The following is a 19,418-nucleotide window of genomic DNA, read 5'->3' on the forward strand; positions in this document are numbered from 1 at the left end:
TCAGTGCGTTATCCTGTATTCTTCCCAGACATCCTGACCTGTGCGACCAGCTAGAATTCGGGTCATTTCGGGCATCTTTTCAAGTTGCTCCAGTCCCAAGCCGCCAATCGCAGGAATTCCTTCCTCGCCGATCAAAACCGGGGCTCTGAACCATAAAAGACGGTCTACCAGACTTGACTTAAACAGGGAAGCATTAAGTTTTGCGCCACCTTCACACAGCAAACGGGTCATCCCCAGACCTGCCAGGTCCTGCATCACAGCGACCAGCGACAACCTGCCCTCTTGATCCAGTGATATCGGATGTATCTGGACACCGGCCTCTATCAGTTTACCGGCCTTTTCATTATCCGGTGACGAACAGAAAACCCGGACTTCCACATCACCGGCCGTCTTTACAAGGTCACTGTCCAGGGGCAATTTAAGGTCCCGATCAAGAATGATACGCGAAGGTGAGCGATCTTCCAGACCCGGCAGACGACAGGTCAGGGAAGGATTGTCCGCCAGAACCGTCCCTATTCCTGTCAGAATGGCGTCGTGACTGGCCCGGTACAGATGTCCCCTTGCCCGGGAGTCAGCACCGGTTATCCACTGGCTTTCACCGTTTTCAAGGGCAATTCTGCCATCCAGTGTCGATGCGGTCTTTACCGTCACCAAGGGGCGGGATTTATGTATCCGGTTGAAGAAACCTTCATTCACTTCCTCCGCCTCGGCCTGACAGAGACCAACCTCGACCCTGATCCCGGCTTTTTCCAGAATTTGCAGTCCCTGCCCGTTGACCCGGCCGTCCGGATCCGTCGTCGCCACCACAACACGCGCCACACCGGCCGCGACCAGACTTTCTGCACAAGGGGGGGTTTGCCCATGATGAGCGCAGGGCTCCAGGGTGACATAGGCCGTGGCCCCTCTGGCAGCCTTCCCGGCCTGGGACAAGGCAATTGATTCCGCATGGGGACGACCCCCGGCCCCCGTCCAGCCACGCCCGATAATATGTCCTGAGTCATTTACAAGAATACAGCCCACGGAAGGATTTGGCGCCACAGTTCCAAGTCCTCTTCTCGCCAGAGAGAGAGCGGCTCGCATCATATGACGGTCAAAAGCTTCCTGTTTCTGCACATTACATTCCTGCGGGTTGATTATTTCCCGTTGTGGTCGGCCAGCGTTCCGACGAATTCCTCGAAATCCTTGACTTCACGGAAATTCTTGTACACCGAGGCAAAGCGCACATAGGCCACCTTGTCGAGATTTTCCAGGCCTTCCATGATCAGCTTGCCGATCTGGTCGGTCTGGACTTCGCTTTCCCCCATACTTTCCAGCTGGCGGACGATTCCGTTGATCATACGCTCGATCTTTTCTTCCTCAACCTGACGCTTTCTCAGGGCCAGATTGACGGAACGCTCAAGCTTTTCCCGCTCGAAAGGAACTTTCTTGCCGTTTTTCTTCATCACCAGAAGTTCACGAAGCTGCACCCGTTCAAAGGTGGTAAAGCGGGCGCCGCAGGCATTGCAGGACCGGCGGCGACGGATCGCGGAATTATCTTCCGTCGGCCGGGAATCCTTTACCTGTGTGTCTTCATTACTGCAAAATGGACAGCGCATACTCCGCTCCTTCTGTCAGGCTGCCTGGCGTCTTCCCGATCAGTAAATCGGAAACTGTTCGCACAGTGCAACCACTTTTTCTCTGACGGCCGCTTCCGCCGCACCGTTGTCTTCGCGGTTGGCAACAAGCCCGTCAAGCACCTCGACAATATAGTCGCCAACCTTTTCAAATTCAGCCGCACCAAAGCCGCGAGTCGTACCCGCCGGAGTTCCCAGGCGAATACCCGATGTAACTGCCGGAGATTCAGGATCAAATGGCACCCCGTTCTTGTTACAGGTCATGTTTGATCGTCCGAGGGACGCATCTGCATCGCGACCAGTCAGACCCTTGGGCCTGAGATCAACCAGCATCAGATGAGTATCAGTACCACCCGACACAATATCGCAACCGCCGGACTTCAGTTTTTCAGCCAGAATTCTGGCGTTGGAAACCACATCCGCTGCATATTGTTTGAATTCCGGTTTCAGCGCCTCCCCGAACGCCACGGCCTTGGCGGCGATCACATGCATCAGAGGGCCGCCCTGCAGACCGGGGAAAACCGCGCTGTTGATTTTCTTGGCAATATCTTCCCGGTTGGTCAGAACCATACCGCCGCGCGGACCACGCAGGGTTTTATGGGTAGTGGTTGTCACCACGTCTGCCACACCCACCGGATTCGGATGAGCGCCGCCTGCCACCAGACCAGCAAAATGAGCCATGTCAACCATCAGATAGGCGCCTACCTCATCGGCAATGGCACGGAATTTCTGAAAATCCAGAGTCCGGGGATAAGCGGAACCACCAGCGATGATCAGCTTTGGTTTATGTTCCTTGGCCAGACGTTCAACTTCATCGAAATCTACAAGGTGATCGTCAGCCCGAACACCATATTGTACCGCATTGAACCATTTACCGCTCTGGGCCGGTGGCGCGCCATGTGTCAGGTGACCGCCAGCGGCCAGCGACATTCCGAGAATAGTGTCTCCCGGCTGAACCAGCGCCATCATTACCGCACCATTGGCCTGGGCTCCGGAATGGGGCTGAACATTGACAAAACCGGCGTTAAATAATTTTTTCGCCCGCTCGATCGCCAGGTTTTCAGCCACATCAACCCATTCACAACCGCCGTAATATCTGCGCCCCGGATAACCCTCGGCATATTTATTGGTCATGATGGAGCCCTGGGCTTCCAGCACCGCGCGACTGACAATATTTTCAGACGCAATCAGTTCAATATGATGCTGCTGGCGGCCCATTTCGCCGTTTATCGATTCCAGGAGTTCCTGATCGGTTTCAGACAGCGGAGCATTAAAAAACTTGTTCAGATCTGTAGATGACATAAAAACTGTTTCCTCGGTTTTATTATAACCCAATTCCCGCCCGGGATCAGGACATTTTGTCAATTCTGCGTTCATGGCGTCCGCCTTCAAAAGGCGTATTCAGAAAAATCTTCAGGCAATCCTTTGCCACATCAATGCCGGTCGTTCGACCGCCCAGCACCAGAACGTTGGCATCGTTATGTTCCCTGCACAGGCGCGCTGTCAGGCCATCGTGTACAAGGGCGGCCCTGATGTGAGGATGCCGGTTCGCCGCAATACTGATTCCGATCCCGGAACCACAAACAAGAAGACCGCGTTTCGCGCGGCCACCGGCAATGACATCGGCAAGGGCATGGGCATAGTCGGGGTAATCCACGGATTCAGGTCCGTGACAGCCGAGATCAAGAGGGTCGAAATCAAGTTCCTCCAACATTTCCTTCAGAGTTTCCTTGAGATCGAAGCCACCATGATCGCTGGCCAGAACGATTGTTTCTTTGGTCATAATGAGTCAAACCCTGTTTTTTCCGATCCTGCTGTTCGAGGAGGGAATCACCAAGCCATCTTTCAGCCGCTTCATATCACAAGGAAGGTCAGTTGCCTACCATATCTATGGTGTTTTTACAGAGTTTTCGGGATTTTTGTCCACATATGCATGCAAGCTTGTACAAAAGCGCCAAAAGCAGTTTGTGCTGCAAACTTATTCCTTGGATAAAACATATTTGAGCTTATTGATCGCCACGCGTTTGAGTTCGGTCTGCGACGTGCGCGGCGATCCCACGATGGAGACTTCCCGCCCGGACCTGGTATCAATGGCCGACACCTTGACCGAATTGCCGACCTGGACGAATTCAACGATGATATCTCCATCCGATACGCTGGTCATCGGTCCCTTCCCTCAGGCTGCGTTGGAATATTTATCGATTTCCAGCCGGTCCCAGACTTCACGCAGGGATTTGACAAGATGTTCCATCATACCGTCGTCATGCAGCGGGCTGGGCGTAAACCTGAGCCGTTCGGTGCCGCGCGGCACCGTCGGATAGTTGATCGGCTGCACGTAAATCCCGAACTCATCAAGCAGAATATCGGATGCCTGCTTGCACACCACCGGATCACCAACCAGCACCGGTACAATGTGACTCGTGGACGGCATGACAGGAAGCTTGGCTTCGCGCATCATCTGTTTCAGTGTCGCCGCCCGCTCCTGATGGCTTTCCCGCTCGGCGGCACTGTTTTTAAGATGCCTTACACTGGCCAGCGCACCAGCCGCCAGCACGGGCGACAGGGATGTGGTAAAAATAAAACCTGGCGCAAAACTGCGCACCGCATCAATCAGGGCTTTGCTGCCGGTAATATAGCCGCCCATCAGGCCGAATGCCTTGCCCAGCGTTCCTTCTATGACCGTCACCCGGTCCATCAGGCCCAGTTGTTCCGCAACACCGCCACCGCGGGAGCCATACATGCCGACCGCATGCACTTCGTCCAGGTAAGTCAGGGCGTCATATTTCTCTGCCAGCGCACAAATTTCGGCAATCGGACCGAAATCACCGTCCATTGAATAGACAGATTCAAAAGCAATCAGTTTGGGACGGGAGGGATCGGCCTGTTCAAGCAGGCTTTCCAGATGTTCCACATCATTATGGCGGAAGACATGTTTTTCGCAGCGGCTGTTGATGATGCCGTTGATCATCGACGCATGGTTCAGTTCATCGGAATAAATAATGCAGCCGGGCAGAAGCTTGCCCATGGTGCTCAGGGTCGCCTCGTTGGAAATATATCCAGAGGTAAAAATCAGCCCCGCTTCCTTGCCGTGAAGGTCTGCGAGTTCTTCTTCAAGAAGGACATGATAATGGTTGGTACCGGAAATATTGCGCGTTCCGCCGGCACCGGCGCCAACCCTGCCCAAGGCCTCTTCCATGGCCGCGATCACCTCTGGATGCTGGCCCATGCCAAGATAATCGTTCCCGCACCAGACAACGATATCGCGAGTCCCGTTTTCCGTGTGCCAGACTGCCTTGGGGAAATCGCCTTTCTGACGTTCAATATCCATAAAGACCCTATAGCGGCCTTCGTCCTGAATATTTTTCAACGCGTCTGAAAAAATACGATCGTAATCCATTTCCCATCCCTAAAATTCCAAAACCAAGCCCTTGGTAGCCCATCAGGGCACACAAGAAAAGCAAAAATCAAGAAACCTGCCACCCAAACAGAAAATAAGTCTACAAAATATAAGAGGCCCCTGATAGCACAATCTGTTATCAGGGGCCCAGAATAACTTTATCTAGAATCATACATGGCAAGCTACCATGATTTGGATGAGGGGATCAGGACTGGAACCTCAGAATGTCACTCCAGAAGCTTTCCAGATTCCGCAGGGCATTTCTCAGTTCGGTGACATCCTCGTCTTCAAACAGGTTGCGATCCTTGATCAGATCCAGATTTTCATCAAACAGTTCACCGACCAGGTTACAAACGGCCTTGCCCTTGTCACTCAGCCAGATACGCAGAGCGCGACGGTCATGCTCTGACCGTTCCTGCATGATATAGCCGGTCTCAACCAGTTTTTTCAGGTTATAGGAAACGTTTGATCCCAGGTAATATCCCCGGTTTCTAAGATCCCCGGCGGTCATCTCGTGATCACCGATGTTATAAATCAGAAGTGCCTGAACGCTGTTGATATCGTTCATGCCTACAGCATCCAGACGATGTTTGACAATATCAAGCATCCGGCGATGCAGCCGTTCAATCAGACGGAGGCATTCCAGGAAGTTGAGTTTTGTGCGCGCTTCCGGAGTTTCATGTCCTCCGATCAAGCTGCTGCTCTGATATGCAATCGACATTCCGTTTTATCCCTGTATTAGAAGTCTTTGGGTATATTTTTCTAAAAGTTACCTTAATTTATATATCGGCAACCCCTAACAAGCTGTTAACTGTTGATAAAATCACTTCATATTCGGCCAATTTTTATGTTTTGACGCCAGTAAAAGTTTGAATGACCACTCTTTTGAGGTATGTTGCCAAGAACATTCAGAATGAGGAAAAGCATGAGTCCCCAGCCCCTTACAGGAAAATACCCCTTCAGCAGGCCACGGCGGTCCCGGGCCACGGGATGGTCAAGAGACCTGCACCAGGAACACAGTTTGTCTGTAAAGGACCTGATCTGGCCTTTATTTGTCCAGGAAGGGATCGGGATAGCCGAAAAGGTTCCCTCCATGCCCGGCGTCAACCGACATTCCCCGGATCTTCTGTTAAAAGAAGCAGAAAATGCCTGCGAACTGGGCATTCCGGCCATCGCCCTTTTTCCCGTGATTGCCGGCGACCTGAAAAATGAAGAAGGCTCGGAAGGCTGCAACGAGGACAATCTGGTATGTCGCAGCGTCAGACTTCTGAAAAAGGAGTTTCCCGACCTGGGTGTCATCTGTGATGTCGCCCTTGACCCCTACACCAGCCACGGACAGGATGGCATTCTTGTCGATGGTTACGTCCATAATGACAAGACCGTGGACGCGCTGATTCGCCAGGCGGAAGTACAGGTGGATGCCGGTTGTGACATTCTGGCGCCGTCAGACATGATGGACGGCCGTATTGGTCAGATCCGCAGCATGCTGGAAAATCTGGGTTATCATAATATACAAATCATGGCCTATTCGGCCAAATATGCCTCGGCCTTTTACGGTCCCTTCCGGGATGCCGTCGGGTCCGGCGGCAACCTCAAGGGCGGCGACAAGAAAACCTATCAGATGGATCCGGCCAACAGCCTCGAAGCCTTACGTGAAGTGGCCATGGATATTGACGAAGGCGCCGATTCAGTGATTGTCAAACCCGGCATGCCCTGTCTTGATATCATTCGCCAGGTTGCAACAGAATTCTCACACCCGGTCTTCGCCTACCAGGTCAGCGGAGAATACGCCATGCTAATGGCTGCAGCCGACAATGGCTGGCTTGACAGGGATACCGTTATGATGGAAAGCCTGCTTGCCTTCAAACGGGCGGGTGCGAGGGGTATCTGGACCTATTTCGCCCCGGCCGCCGCCAAAATTCTGAAAGACGCCCTTTAATCAGGCAAGAAGATCGTTGGGAAGTTCCTGAACGGCCTCGTCCAGTTCATAAAATGTTGGCGCCATATTGCCAGGAGCGCTCTTCCGCCCTATTTCAACTGAAATCTGCGGCGCATTGCCGTGCAGGTGGGCAATAATCACATCCTTGATCACATTAAAGAAGTGCCCTTCCTCGTCAACAATCTGCTGCAGGCGTGTCGCAATGGGGCTGGCGATGGTATAGGACAGCAAAATGCCCAGAAAGGTTCCCACCAGCGCGCCGCCGATCATGGCGCCGAGCACCTCAATGGGCTGGTCGATACTGGCCATGGTTTTGATCACACCAAGCACCGCAGCCACAATCCCTAGTGCCGGGAAACTTTCCCCGAGGATGCCGAGGGCGTGAGCCCCTTCGCTTTCCTCATGGTGATGCTTTTCCAGATCCTTCATCAGAACATCCTCGACCTGGTGGGGGTCGTCAAAGTTCATCGTGGTCATGCGCAGGTAGTCACAAATAAATTCGACGACATGGTGGTCGGCAGCCACTTTGGGGAAGTGATTAAATATCTTGCTGTCGTGCGGGTTTTCCACATGAGCTTCAAGGGCGATCACCCCTTTGGTCTTGATCAGCTTGGTCAATGCATACATCAGGCAGAGCAGATCCTTATAATCTTCCGCCTTCCACTTCGATCCCTTGAGCGTCTTGCCCAGGCCGCTCATGGCCTTTTTCATGACTGTACTGCTGTTGGTCACCATAAAAGCACCGACGCCGGAACCGCCAATAATCATAAATTCAAGAGGAAGAGCCTTGATAATCGGCGCCATTTTACCGCCAGCCAGCACATAGCCGCCGAACGCCATGACCATGACTACAATAATACCTACAATAACCAGCATTTGATACTCTTCCCTTAACTGCCGGACGAGTCGCCCGGCATCAAAACTGTCTTTATTTGGGACAGTTATAGTTAAAGGTCGTTAAGCAAGGTTTAATAACGACAACAAAAATAGCGGAATTACCGATAAAAGTTCTTCATTAACAGTCTGGTAACCGTTTCCTGGGCCAGAAGATGCTGAAATACAGTCTTTTCTTTCTCTTCATTTTGTCCTGAGCGGAATACCATCACCACCGCCCCACTTTGCCGCAACAACAAGTCCGGCAATCCGCCTTTTCTGAAGGTTTTTTTCGAGATATTCCTGCTTGTTCCGGCAACAAAAAAGCCGTTATCCCTGACCCGTGAGAGGGCAAATGCCGCTTCGTCCTGTAACATTCCCTTCTGTATGATGGAGAAACCAACCTGCTCTGAGTTTACCTGATGCAGGATCACAAGATCATAGTCATGAGTTCTCAGAAAATGTCGCAGTATATTCCTTTCAGAACGGTCAAACGTTTTCCGGTTCAGGTCAGTCGGTGGCACAGCTATTGAAATAAGGTCAAGGGTGACATTGCCGTAAAATTCAGGCCTGGTCACAAGCTGCCGAGCCGTTTCCAGAATAATTTCCGCAGAAATCTGGGTACTTCCGCCGGAATCCGACAGAACAAGGATTTTACCGGCCCCTTCCCCGATTGCGGCCCGGGAAAATAAATGCACCGGCAGTTCCCACCCCTGTGACCGGATAACGCCTATCACCGAGACCTTGAGTTCATTTGCTCCCGCCGCGGCAATCCCGTCAACCTTGTCATAATATGTGTTTAGCCGAACGTCTCCATCGGGAGGCGCCGGCCTTGTGCTGCAGGCGGCCAGCAGAAAAATCAATACGATGACCGGGATGTCTTTTCTGGTCACAGGTAGGTTCCGGGCAGGGTCACAACTTCCCCGCCGGTGCTGAGTTTGAAGCGGGCAATCTCGGCACCGTCAGCCGTGTTGATTCCGCCAATATCCAGCAGACAGCTTCCCTTCCGTTTCAGTTCAAGGATTGATTTCCACAACAGGATATTCATGGCTTGCAGTTTTCGGCCTTCGCGCCCGTTCCAGCCGATATGATAGGTCGCCGAGGTGCCATGCCTGAGGAATACAGCTCCGGCAACCGGATCGTCCCTCTCCGGGTTGGCGCCTTTCTTAAAGACAAACGCCGTCGTCACAACATCACGGCCCAGACTGTGCCGGGCAAATGCATCGACCAGTCCCACCGGCAACGCCTTGTAGTTTTTATCCCGCTGTTGCTTTTTTTCACGGGAGAGAAGCCATTCGGCGCGGGGATGCAAATGGTCACCAAAATGAACAAACAGTTCTTCCTTTTCTGCGCGGCGTACCTGATTCCTCCATTTACCATAAAGGCCAGCCCAAAGATCCTGTTCGCTTTTGTTCAGGTCAAGAAACAGAGTCGTATAACCGGTGACCACCTGCTTCAGGCAGGCCTGCTCCAGCAGGTTCCCCTCCTCCTGGTGCCAGTCCTCGGGCGTGATAAAGAGAAAACGCAGCTTGCGGCGGGCATAAAGCCTGCGCAACAGCGAAAATACTTCCTTTTTCATGGCTGGCGTGACATCTCCCAGCCATACCGGGCCGCGCATGAGCGACGCAACCTTTACGATGCCGAACCATGACCGGATGATCACCTGGGCGAGCGCCACCGGCCTGTTGCCTTCATAGGCGACAATCCGGCGTACTTTTGCCCGTCTTTCCTTTAACGCCGAGCCATATCCCCAGGATTGTTGCAGGGCGCTATAGCCAACCTCCTCAAGCAGACTATCCCATTCCATCTGGGCCAGATTGTTCCAGTCCAGGTGAAGTTTGGGAGTATTTTTTACGGTCACTTGTTCTGCCATTGCCTTGTATATTTTCAGTTTGATGCCATACTAAGCCAATTGTTGAAAAAACAAAGAAAAACTCTCAAGGTCAAATATGATTGGCAGAAAACCTACAATTCAGAATGTGATGGGGCATAAGATCGATCGCCCCAGAGTGACAAAATGGGGCTATCGCAGTCTGCTCTTATATGTGGGCCTGCCGTCCGTTCTGATCCTGCTGCTCCTCGATATTTTCCTCTTCCTCCTGTTTCGCTATGCTTTTGGCAGCTGTTACGGAATATTCTGCTATCTTTAATCTGTAGCCCCTGAAATTGCCGCTCTGCAGGCCGGGTTTTCAGCGAATTCGCTATTTTATTTTGGACTTTTTGCTCGTCTGGCCATATATGAACAGACAGAGTGCCACTTGATTGAAACATAACAAAAAGTATTTGTGATGAACCAGACTGAGAAGACAGCCACACTTCCCATATCCTTCGAGGATGTCAAAAAAGCAGAACAGGCTCTGAAGGGCGCGATTATCCGCACCCCGACCACCCGTTCCCTGACTTTGTCCTCAATCACCGGCTCAAACATTTTTATCAAGTTTGAAAACCTGCAGTTTACCGCCTCCTTCAAGGAACGGGGCGCACTGAACAAACTGATGTCGCTCACAGACGAGCAGAAAAAATCCGGTGTCATTGCCGCGTCAGCCGGCAACCATGCCCAGGGTGTTGCTTATCATGGCGCAAGGCTCGGTATCCCGACAACCATCGTCATGCCGGTGAACACCCCCTTCGTCAAGGTCAGCCAGACCGAAGAGCACGGCGCCAATGTCGTCCTGTTTGGCGAACGTTTTGACGATACCGCCGTTCGCGCCCGTGAACTTGCTGAGGAGCATGGTTATACACTGGTCCATCCGTTTGACGATCCGGCCGTAATGGCCGGCCAGGGCACAATCGGTCTGGAAATGATGGAAGACGTGCCGGACCTTGATGTGATTGTCGTCCCCGTTGGCGGCGGCGGCCTGATTTCCGGCGTTGCCACAGCTGCCAAGGCAATCAATCCAAAAATCGAAATCATCGGTGTACAGGCGGAACGGTTCCCCTCCCTCTATCGGGCTCTCCACAAGCAGGAATATGAACCAAAGGGATCCACTCTGGCAGAAGGTATCGCCGTCAAGACAATCGGGCAACATACCCTGAAAGTCTGCGAGGAACTTGTCGACAACACCCTGCTGGTCACCGAAGAAAGTCTTGAACGCGCTGTCAGCATGCTGATGACCATCGAAAAAACCGTACCCGAAGGCGCCGGTGCGGCCCCCCTGTCTGCCGTTCTGTCACATCCGGAACTGTTCCGGGATAAAAAGGTCGGCCTGATCCTCAGCGGCGGTAACATCGACCCGCGCCTTCTGGCGTCCCTGCTGATGCGGGGGCTGGTCCGTGACGGCCGCATCACTCGTCTCAGGATCGAGCTTCTGGACGTCCCGGGCGCCCTCGCCCAGATATCCGGTATCATCGGCGGTCTTGGCGGCAACATCATCGACGTTTCCCACCACCGGCTGTTCACTGAACTGCCGGCCAAGGAAACCTATTCAAACGTCACCCTGGAAACCCGGGACCGGCAGCATCTTCAGGACATTCTGGAAGCCCTGCGGGCCAGGGGTTTTGTGGTCCACATGAACCGGTCCCAGGATCTGTAGGATCGCTTAACCGCTGAAAGCGCCAAAAGTTTCCGGCTTTGACTAACGTTATATTAACCAACGCTGGCCATTATGGGCGGCAGTTAACGTTACAAGTCTGGCAGTGGTGAAAAAATGGCGGATGAACGCCCGATAATAATCAAAAGAATTAAAAAAGTTTCCGGTGGTGCCCATGGAGGCGCCTGGAAAGTGGCTTATGCTGACTTCGTGACGGCGATGATGGCCTTTTTCCTGCTGCTGTGGCTTATGAACGCCACCACCGAGGAACAACGTTCAGGTCTTGCCGACTATTTCTCCCCGACCTCTGCCAGTACAAGCAGTTCTTCCGGCTCCGGCGATATCCTGGGCGGCGTATCGCTGAATACGGACGGGGCCCAGTCCAGTGCCGTCACCGTCTCCATTCCCGACCAGTCACAAACCCTGATCAAGAAACAGGACGGAGAAGGTGGTGAAAACCAGTCACAGAGCGAAGAGGAACAATCCCTTGAAGAGATGATGGCCCAGCGAGAACAGGACTTCTTTGAGGAAATGTCCGAGAAGCTGCGCCAGAGCATCCAGGAAAGTCCGGAACTCGCCGAGCTTCAGGATCAGCTTCTGATCGACATCACCGAAGACGGCATGCGCATCCAACTGGTCGACAAGGACAACCGGGCAATGTTCAAACCTGGCACGGCCGAACTCTACGGCTATGCGGAAAAAATGATCGCCAAGGTGTCCGGGGTAGTTGAAAAAATGCCCAACAGGATTTCCATTTCCGGCCACACAGATTCGAGCAATTTTGCCAAAGGCGCCAACTACACCAACTGGGAACTGAGCGCGGACCGGGCCAATAGCAGTCGCCGTGTTCTGCTGAGAAAAGGCGTCCCTTCCGACCGTTTTGCAGAAGTTCTCGGCAAGGCAGACACAGAGCCGCTCTTGCCGGACCGTCCACGCCGGGCTGAAAACCGCAGGATAACCATCCTTCTGTTGCGCGAAGCGCCCACTCTCCCACGTGGTTTCCTTTGATTCTCCAGCGGTAAAACCGGACTCCACATAATCATAAAATTTTCAGCGACAGCTTTAAACTGGCCTGCTATGATATTGTTATTGCTTATGTAACAGGCCAAAGAAGAAATTTCAGTTTTGGAAAAATGAAATCCCCTTCTGTCCTGAATATCTTAAAAATATTCATTATCATCAAAGGTTTTAGCGCCTTTTTCAACTGGAGCTCACGGTAGCGCATATGATTGAACTGCTTGACCCCTCCCTGCAAATGTGGCTGACCTTCGCTATTATCGGTGGCGCCATCATCTTTTACGCCATGGACCATATTCCCCTCGAGATTACCTCGCTGGGTGTTATTTCCTCCCTTCTTCTGATGTTCCATTTCCTGCCCTATTACGGCAGCGACGGCCAGCTTCTGCTGGATATGAAAATGTTACTGTCGGGTTTCGCAGATCCGGCCCTCATTTCCATCCTGGGCCTGTTGGTCATCGGTCAGGGTATGGTACAGACCGGCGCCCTGGAAACACCGGCACGTATACTTATCAAACACGGTATCAATTATCCGCGCCGGGTTGTGCTTTTCTGCCTGCTGGTGGTTATGCTGATCAGCGCCTTTCTCAACAACACGCCAGTGGTGGTCATTTTCATTCCGATCCTCAGTATGCTGATGGATAAAATCGGCAAGCCCGCCAGTCAGGTCCTAATGCCGCTCAGTTTTGTCGCCATCCTCGGCGGCATGAGCACCCTGATCGGGTCAAGCACCAACCTGCTTGTGGCCGGTGCCTACAAAACCCATACCGGCAAAGATATTGGCTTTTTCGACTTTACCGTCCCCGGGCTGTTTATGATGGGCCTCGGACTCGTTTATGTTCTTGCCATCGCTCCAAAACTATTGCCGAAGACTACCGCAGAAAATGGCAAGGCCCAGCAGATGAGCGGCAAACAGTTCATTGTCCAGATTGACCTTGTCGAAGGCAACAGCCTGATCGGCAAAAGTTCGATTGCCGGCATGTTTCCTGACCTGTCCGGCATGACAACCCGTCTCATCCAGCGGGATGAAAAAACCTTTCTGCCGCCCTTCGATGATATTACCTTACGGGAAGGTGACGCCGTTATTCTGGCCACGACCCGGCGCACGCTGACGGAAAAAATCGCCAAGACCCCCAGCCTGATGAAAGGCGCCCTCACATCCCTGAGTGCTGACGGCACCGAAGACCAGTCCCAGGATACATCAAAACGCCAGCAGATCGCCGAAGTGATCGTTGCCCCGGCGTCGCGTCTGGACGGACGCACTCTGGAGCAAGTCGGATTCCATCTGCAGGGCGGCTGCAAGGTTATCGGCATCCAGCGCCGTTCACGGATGATACGGACCTCCATCGATGATATCCGGCTCGAGGCCGGTGACGTACTGATGGTGGTCGGCACCGCCTCGCAGATCATAGCGCTCCGGACCAATCGCGATGTATTGCTGATGGAATGGTCCACCAGCGAAGTACCGGTCAAATCGGACAGCTGGAAAGCCCTGGCTATTTTTGGCGCTGTAGTTTCCGCAGCGGCAACCGGGATCGTACCTATACCGATTACCGCCACAGCCGGCGCCTTCCTGATGATTGTGAGCGGCTGTCTCAATATTCGTCAGGCCAGTCGTGCGGTGGACCGGCGGATATTCCTGCTGATCGGCGCCGCCTTGGCCATGGGCGCCTCCCTCCAGGCCACTGGCGGCGCTTCCTATCTCGCCCATTATATGATCGAGTTCCTTTCCGGGGGTGGCGTCGTGGTGCTTCTGTCGGCCTTCTTCCTGATGATCGCCATCCTGACCAATGTGCTCAGTAACAATGCTACCGCTGTGCTGTTCACGCCGATCGCCATCAATCTGGCAACCGAACTGAATGTTGACCCGATGATTTTTGTTACTGCAGTCATTTTCGCCGCCAACTGTTCCTTCGCCACCCCGATGGGGTATCAGACGAACCTGCTGGTCATGGGGCCGGCGAACTATAAATTCAGTGATTTCATGCGAGTCGGCATTCCGCTGATTGTGATCCTGTGGATTGGTTACAGCCTGTTTGCCCCGTGGTATTACGGTTTATATTGACTTTAGGACTTATTTACCGATTTTAACTAGAGTATACGGATTGCGATAAGAATTGCCGAAAGACATGACATGACCGACCAGTCATCACAGTTTCCGCGTTTTTATGTGACTGCTGCTTCACCCTGCCCTTACCTTCCTGATTTGATGGAAAGGAAAGTCTTTACGGAGTTGAGCGGTGACAATCCGGACAGCCTGCATGATTCCCTGACCCAGGTCGGATTCCGGCGCAGCCAGGATATTGTTTACCGGCCGACCTGCGAAGGTTGCAGCCGGTGCATTTCCGTCCGCATTCCGGTCCGGAAATTCAAGGCCAACAGAACCCAGAAAAGAATCTTCAAAACCAACAGTGACATCAAGGTCTCGGTGATCCCAAACCGGGTCACGGATGAACAATACAGCCTGTTGCAACAATATCTGAAAAGGCGGCATCCGGAGGGCGGCATGGCTGAAATGTCCTTCAATGAATATCAGGACATGGCGGAAAGCAGCCCCATCAGCACCCATCTGGTGGAATATCGCCTGCCGGGTGAAAAACTATCCGATAAAGGAAAACTGATCGGTGTCGCCCTGACCGATGAACTGCAGGATGGCCTGAGCATGGTTTACAGCTTCTTTGATATTGACGAAAGCATGTCAAAACGAAGCCTCGGCACCTTTGCAATCCTCAGCCATATTGCCCTCGCCCGGGAGCATTTCCTAGGCTATATCTATCTGGGCTACTGGGTGAAGAACAGCCCGAAGATGGCCTACAAGCAGAATTTCAAACCGCTGGAGCTGCTCAGCCCGAACGGCTGGGCCCTCAAGCGCTGATCCCGTCACTTTTTTGTCAATCTTGACCTGCACTATTGTCTTTGCAGACAGGCTAACTATACTGCAAAAAAACTGACAAAAATCACATAAGGGATATTCCATGGAACGCCGCAAATTCCTGAAAACTTCTGCACTCGGATCAGTTGGTATCGCTACAGCGGGGCTTGCCGCGCCGGCCTACGCCGCGGGTAAGCGGCGCCTGAAAATGGTCACCACCTGGCCCAAGAATTTTCCCGGAATCGGCACCCGTGCCGTACAGTTCGCCAAGGATGTGGAAGACGCAACCGACGGCGATATCCAGATCAAGGTCTATGCGGCAGGTGAACTGGTGCCGGCTCTTGGTGCCTTTGACGCGGTTTCCGGCGGCAAAGCGGACGTCTATCACGGCGTGGACTATTACTGGCAGGGCAAGCACAAGGCTTTCTCTTTTTTCGGTGCCGTACCCTTCGGCCTGACCCCTCAGGAAATGGTGCAATGGCTCTATTATGGCGGCGGCCAGGAACTGTGGGACGAACTGTCCGGCCAGTTTAATGTCAAACCCCTGCTGTGCGGCAACACCAGCATGCAGATGGGCGGCTGGTTCAAAAAGGAAATTAATACGCTCGAGGATTTCAAGGGGCTGCGCATGCGTATTCCCGGTATGGGTGGTGAAATCCTCAAACGCATGGGAGCCACACCGGTCACCAAATCCGGTGGCGAGATTTTCCTCGCCCTCAGCCAGGGCAATATCGATGCCTCCGAATGGGTTGGCCCCTGGAACGACCTGGCTTTCGGCTTTTATAAAATCGCACCCTATTATTACACATCGGTTTTCCATGAACCCAGCGCCTCTGTGGCCGCCGGCTTCAACAGGGAAGTCTGGAACAGCCTGAGTAAAAACCATCAGACCATCATCAAGGCTGTTGCCGGCGACAATCACCAGAAATCTGTTGCCGAATTCAATGCCCAGAATATTGTTGCCCTGCGTACCCTGGTCGAAAAACATGACGTCAAGCTGAGGCAGTTCTCACCTGAGATCATGAAAAAACTGGCAGACGTGGCCAGCGACGTGGTCCGCGAAACCGGTGAAACGGATGATCTGTCCCGGCGGATTTACAACAGTTATATGGAAACACGCCGCGCCGCCATGGACTGGGCGAAGATCGCCGACGAACCTTATTTTGCCAACCGGCGCCTACCCGAAAACTATGGCGAAAAAATATAAAGCCTTTATAACATACGGTGATGATAGAAAAAATTACCGGCGTCATAGATCTGATCAATGAAAAGCTCGGGCGAATTATCGCCTGGGCTACATTGATTCTGGTTCTGGTCCAGTTCGGAATCGTCATTACCCATTACATCTTCAGGGACGGCAGCATTTTCCTGCAGGAAAGCCTGCTGTATCTGCACAGCCTGATCTTTCTGGGGGCTGCCGGCTATACCCTGAAACACAACGGGCATGTCCGGGTTGACGTTTTCTACGGAAATTTTTCGGAAAAGGCCAAAGCCTGGGTCAATCTCCTCGGCACCCTGCTTTTCCTGACGCCGGTGACCGTTGTGATCGGCTGGTACAGCTGGCCATTCGTCATGGACAGCTGGTCGGCCATGGAAGGCAGCATTGAATCCAGCGGCATCCAGGCCGTCTACCTGCTGAAAAGCATGATCCTGCTGTTTGTATTCTTTATCCTGTTGCAGGGCCTGAGCCTAGTCCTGCACAGCCTGCGTATCATCCGGGGCGCCGAGCATCTGACAGAAGAAAAGCTGGAGGTCGTGTAATGGAACTTGCCGCCCTGCTCTGCCTGTTAATGTTCGTAACCGCCTGTATCCTTTTATTAAGCGGTTATCCGGTAGCCTTTACCCTTGGCGGCACCGCCCTGCTGTTTGCGGCCATCGGCCTGCTGACCGGCGAGTTTGATCCGGACTTTATCGGCCTGATCCCGGAACGGATCTTTGGCACCATGACCAATGACACCCTTCTGGCAGTGCCGTTGTTTGTGTTCATGGGGGTAATGCTGGAACGCAGCAAGATCGCCGAGGAACTTCTGGAAAGTATGGCTCAGTTGATGGGCCGGGTGCGCGGCGGCCTTGGTATTTCCGTTACCATTGTCGGCGCCCTGCTCGCCGCCAGTACCGGCATTGTCGGCGCCACCGTGGTCACCATGGGCCTGCTGAGCCTGCCAACCATGCTTAAACGCGGCTACAGCCCTTCGCTGGCGGCTGGCTCCATCGCCGCCGCCGGTACCCTTGGACAGATCATTCCGCCCAGTATCGTACTGGTTCTGCTGGGTGACCAGCTTTCTTCCGCCTGGCAGGCCGCCCAGCTTGAAATGGGCAACTGGTCGCCGGAACCTCTGTCAGTGGGTGACCTGTTCGCCGGCGCCCTTATTCCCGGCCTCGGTCTTGTCCTGCTGTATATCATTTACCAGTTCATCGTTTCAGTTCTGCATCCCAGCGCCGCACCGCCGGTGGAAGATACCACTGGATCCCGTAACCAGCTTTCTTTCGGTCGCCTGATGGCGGCCTTCCTGCCGCCGATCCTGCTCATCATTGCCGTTCTGGGCTCGATCCTGGCCGGGATCGCCACCCCGACCGAAGCTGCCGCCGTGGGGGCGGTCGGCGCCATCCTGATGGCAGGGTACCGGGCTGATATTCAGAATGCCAAACCGGTTTATGCCGCCACCTTCGCCCTTGCGGCGCTTCTGGTTATTGCCCAGCTTTTTGACCTGCGCATGGGCCGGGAAAATGCTGCCGCCGGAGACATCATCGCCATAATGTTGTCCGGCCTACTCTGTGGCTTTGTGATCTGGGGCATTGTCGTCAGCCTGATGCGCGCCCACGGTCAGAAAATCCTGCAGGAAGTGATGCACTCGACCACCCGGATCAGTTCCATGATCTTCGTGATCCTTATTGGCGCCGCCCTGTTCTCGCTGGTCTTCAAGGGACTTTACGGCGACGAATATATCCATGACTTCCTTACCGATCTGCCCGGCGGCAAGCTCGGGGCGCTGATCCTGGTCATGCTGGTGATGTTTGTACTCGGCTTCTTCCTAGATTTTATCGAGATCACCTTTGTCGTGGTTCCCATCGTGGCGCCGGTATTGCTGATGATGGATATCAATCCCATATGGCTCGGCATCATGATGGCCATGAACCTGCAGACAAGCTTTCTCACCCCGCCATTCGGTTTTGCCCTGTTCTATCTGCGCGGCGTGACCCCGCCGGAAGTCAGGACCATCCATATCTACAAGGGGGTCATGCCTTACGTAGCGATCCAGATACTGGCGCTGGTGATATTGTGGAACTGGCCGGCTCTGACAACCTGGCTGCCGAGCGTGATTTTCGGGTAGATAATCCCCTAGAAACGTAGGCCAAATCGTCGCTGAAATATCCGGAATGTTGTCCTTCGGCGGAGAATACCATTAAATTTCAGCCTACGCCTCAGGTTATGGTGAAATCGCCCTCTATGTAGGGAATGCCCTTTGTGCATTGTCTTGGCAGACAGCTTCTTCATCAGACTCAACATGGCAATCATGACGACACCTCCTGTCTTTAATCTGAACAGGAATAATATACATCATAGTGCGGGATTTTTACACTGGACGATACAACCTGAAATCCAGTCCATCACATATCGCGAATTTCATGCTCCAGAATGGCCCATCTTTCGTGGTCCTTCCATTCGCCGCCGATCTGCAGATATTCCGGTGAAAATCCTTCCTTGCGGAATCCGAGTTTACGTACAAGCCGTAGCGAAGCCTCGTTATCGGGTTGGATATTGGCCTCAAGCCGGTGCAGGCCAACTTTTTCGACGGCAAACTGCAGGACAAGTTTCAGGCCTTCCGACATATAGCCCTTGCCGGCCCCCTCCCGGGATCCGTAATAGCCGAGGGAGGCGCTGCGCACCGGCCCCATCAGGATGTTATTCAGGTTAATGATCCCGACCAGCTTCTCGTCTTCATTGCGAACGATGAAAAAGCCGAGCACCCGGCCCTGTGAAATCCGCTTGAGATAGTCGTTAAAAAACCGGGGATCTTCAGCATGATAAATCCAGGGCTGGTGATAGTCCTTGTTTTCCTGGATAAACAGCTGATACGCCGCCTTCAGGTGCGGCCCCGGCGGATAAAGATGAACCAGCTCACCTTTTTTGAGCGGACGGGGTGGAATTATCCTGATCATGTCTCCACCCCTGCCC

At 53.3% G+C, this 19,418-nt stretch carries 19 protein-coding genes; 8 read left to right on the forward strand and 11 right to left on the reverse strand.

Features of this window, described 5'->3' with window-relative positions; genetic code table 11:
* The 7 genes from ribD to ACORNT_RS13950 form a co-directional block, all read right to left on the reverse strand.
* A complete protein-coding gene (ribD, locus tag ACORNT_RS13920) occupies positions 1-1,113 on the reverse strand; it encodes a bifunctional diaminohydroxyphosphoribosylaminopyrimidine deaminase/5-amino-6-(5-phosphoribosylamino)uracil reductase RibD (protein ID WP_321392034.1) in 1,113 nt (370 codons plus the stop codon).
* A 20-nt stretch (positions 1,114-1,133) separates the two neighbouring features.
* A complete protein-coding gene (gene nrdR / locus ACORNT_RS13925; protein ID WP_321392036.1) occupies positions 1,134-1,595 on the reverse strand; it encodes a transcriptional regulator NrdR in 462 nt (153 codons plus the stop codon).
* A 39-nt stretch (positions 1,596-1,634) separates the two neighbouring features.
* Positions 1,635-2,915 (reverse strand): serine hydroxymethyltransferase, encoded by a 1,281-nt coding sequence (glyA, locus tag ACORNT_RS13930; RefSeq protein ID WP_321392038.1) that lies wholly within the window; start codon positions 2,913-2,915, stop codon positions 1,635-1,637.
* A 46-nt stretch (positions 2,916-2,961) separates the two neighbouring features.
* Positions 2,962-3,396, reverse strand: coding sequence for a ribose 5-phosphate isomerase B (rpiB, locus tag ACORNT_RS13935; RefSeq protein ID WP_321392040.1), 435 nt, complete (start codon positions 3,394-3,396; stop codon positions 2,962-2,964).
* A gap of 195 nt (positions 3,397-3,591) precedes the next feature.
* Positions 3,592-3,777: a DUF6898 family protein gene (locus ACORNT_RS13940; protein ID WP_321392043.1), complete on the reverse strand. Its 186-nt coding sequence runs from the start codon at positions 3,775-3,777 to the stop codon at positions 3,592-3,594.
* 12 nt (positions 3,778-3,789) lie between these two features.
* Positions 3,790-5,010 carry a 5-aminolevulinate synthase gene (hemA, locus tag ACORNT_RS13945; protein WP_321392046.1) on the reverse strand — a complete coding sequence of 407 codons (1,221 nt, stop codon included), beginning with the start codon at positions 5,008-5,010 and terminating at the stop codon, positions 3,790-3,792.
* A 205-nt stretch (positions 5,011-5,215) separates the two neighbouring features.
* On the reverse strand, positions 5,216-5,731 hold the full coding sequence (locus tag ACORNT_RS13950) for a MarR family winged helix-turn-helix transcriptional regulator (protein WP_321392049.1): 516 nt from the start codon (positions 5,729-5,731) through the stop codon (positions 5,216-5,218).
* A gap of 192 nt (positions 5,732-5,923) precedes the next feature.
* Between ACORNT_RS13950 and hemB the strand changes: the two genes are divergently transcribed.
* Positions 5,924-6,949, forward strand: a complete 1,026-nt coding sequence (gene hemB / locus ACORNT_RS13955) for a porphobilinogen synthase (protein WP_420717499.1) — start codon at positions 5,924-5,926, stop codon at positions 6,947-6,949.
* Here hemB and motA read toward each other — a convergent pair whose 3' ends face one another.
* The 3 genes from motA to ACORNT_RS13970 all read right to left on the reverse strand — a co-directional run bounded on the left by motA (position 6,950) and on the right by ACORNT_RS13970 (position 9,695).
* Positions 6,950-7,825, reverse strand: a complete 876-nt coding sequence (gene motA / locus ACORNT_RS13960; protein WP_321392054.1) for a flagellar motor stator protein MotA — start codon at positions 7,823-7,825, stop codon at positions 6,950-6,952. It lies immediately after the preceding gene.
* A 119-nt stretch (positions 7,826-7,944) separates the two neighbouring features.
* Entirely contained in the window at positions 7,945-8,715 is a 771-nt protein-coding gene (locus tag ACORNT_RS13965) for a hypothetical protein (protein ID WP_321392056.1), read from the reverse strand.
* Complete coding sequence (locus tag ACORNT_RS13970) at positions 8,712-9,695, reverse strand: GNAT family N-acetyltransferase (RefSeq protein WP_321392058.1); 984 nt, start codon at positions 9,693-9,695, stop codon at positions 8,712-8,714. Before ACORNT_RS13970 ends, ACORNT_RS13965 begins: the two co-directional genes overlap by 4 nt.
* 415 nt (positions 9,696-10,110) lie before the next feature.
* Between ACORNT_RS13970 and ACORNT_RS13975 the strand changes: the two genes are divergently transcribed.
* From ACORNT_RS13975 to ACORNT_RS14005, 7 genes are all read left to right on the forward strand, one after another.
* Positions 10,111-11,355: a threonine ammonia-lyase gene (locus tag ACORNT_RS13975; protein WP_321392061.1), complete on the forward strand. Its 1,245-nt coding sequence runs from the start codon at positions 10,111-10,113 to the stop codon at positions 11,353-11,355.
* Positions 11,356-11,469: 114 nt separating this feature from the next.
* Positions 11,470-12,360, forward strand: a complete 891-nt coding sequence (gene motB / locus ACORNT_RS13980) for a flagellar motor protein MotB (RefSeq protein WP_321392064.1) — start codon at positions 11,470-11,472, stop codon at positions 12,358-12,360.
* A 217-nt stretch (positions 12,361-12,577) separates the two neighbouring features.
* Entirely contained in the window at positions 12,578-14,434 is a 1,857-nt protein-coding gene (locus ACORNT_RS13985; RefSeq protein ID WP_321392065.1) for an SLC13 family permease, read from the forward strand.
* A 69-nt stretch (positions 14,435-14,503) separates the two neighbouring features.
* A complete protein-coding gene (locus ACORNT_RS13990) occupies positions 14,504-15,244 on the forward strand; it encodes an arginyltransferase (RefSeq protein ID WP_321392067.1) in 741 nt (246 codons plus the stop codon).
* A gap of 100 nt (positions 15,245-15,344) precedes the next feature.
* The gene (locus tag ACORNT_RS13995; protein ID WP_321392070.1) at positions 15,345-16,448 is read left to right on the forward strand and encodes a TRAP transporter substrate-binding protein; all 1,104 of its coding nucleotides are present in this window, start codon (positions 15,345-15,347) and stop codon (positions 16,446-16,448) included.
* Positions 16,449-16,468: 20 nt separating this feature from the next.
* Positions 16,469-17,002, forward strand: a complete 534-nt coding sequence (locus tag ACORNT_RS14000; protein ID WP_321392072.1) for a TRAP transporter small permease subunit — start codon at positions 16,469-16,471, stop codon at positions 17,000-17,002.
* Positions 17,002-18,573 carry a TRAP transporter large permease gene (locus ACORNT_RS14005; protein WP_321392075.1) on the forward strand — a complete coding sequence of 524 codons (1,572 nt, stop codon included), beginning with the start codon at positions 17,002-17,004 and terminating at the stop codon, positions 18,571-18,573. The genes ACORNT_RS14000 and ACORNT_RS14005 overlap by 1 nt, the downstream gene beginning before the upstream one ends.
* 277 nt (positions 18,574-18,850) lie before the next feature.
* Here ACORNT_RS14005 and ACORNT_RS14010 read toward each other — a convergent pair whose 3' ends face one another.
* On the reverse strand, positions 18,851-19,402 hold the full coding sequence (locus ACORNT_RS14010) for a GNAT family protein (RefSeq protein WP_321392078.1): 552 nt from the start codon (positions 19,400-19,402) through the stop codon (positions 18,851-18,853).
* Positions 19,403-19,418: the final 16 nt, after the last annotated feature.

Origin of the sequence: Emcibacter sp., assembly GCF_963675455.1 — a bacterium.
Classification (GTDB): Bacteria; Pseudomonadota; Alphaproteobacteria; order Sphingomonadales; family Emcibacteraceae; genus Emcibacter.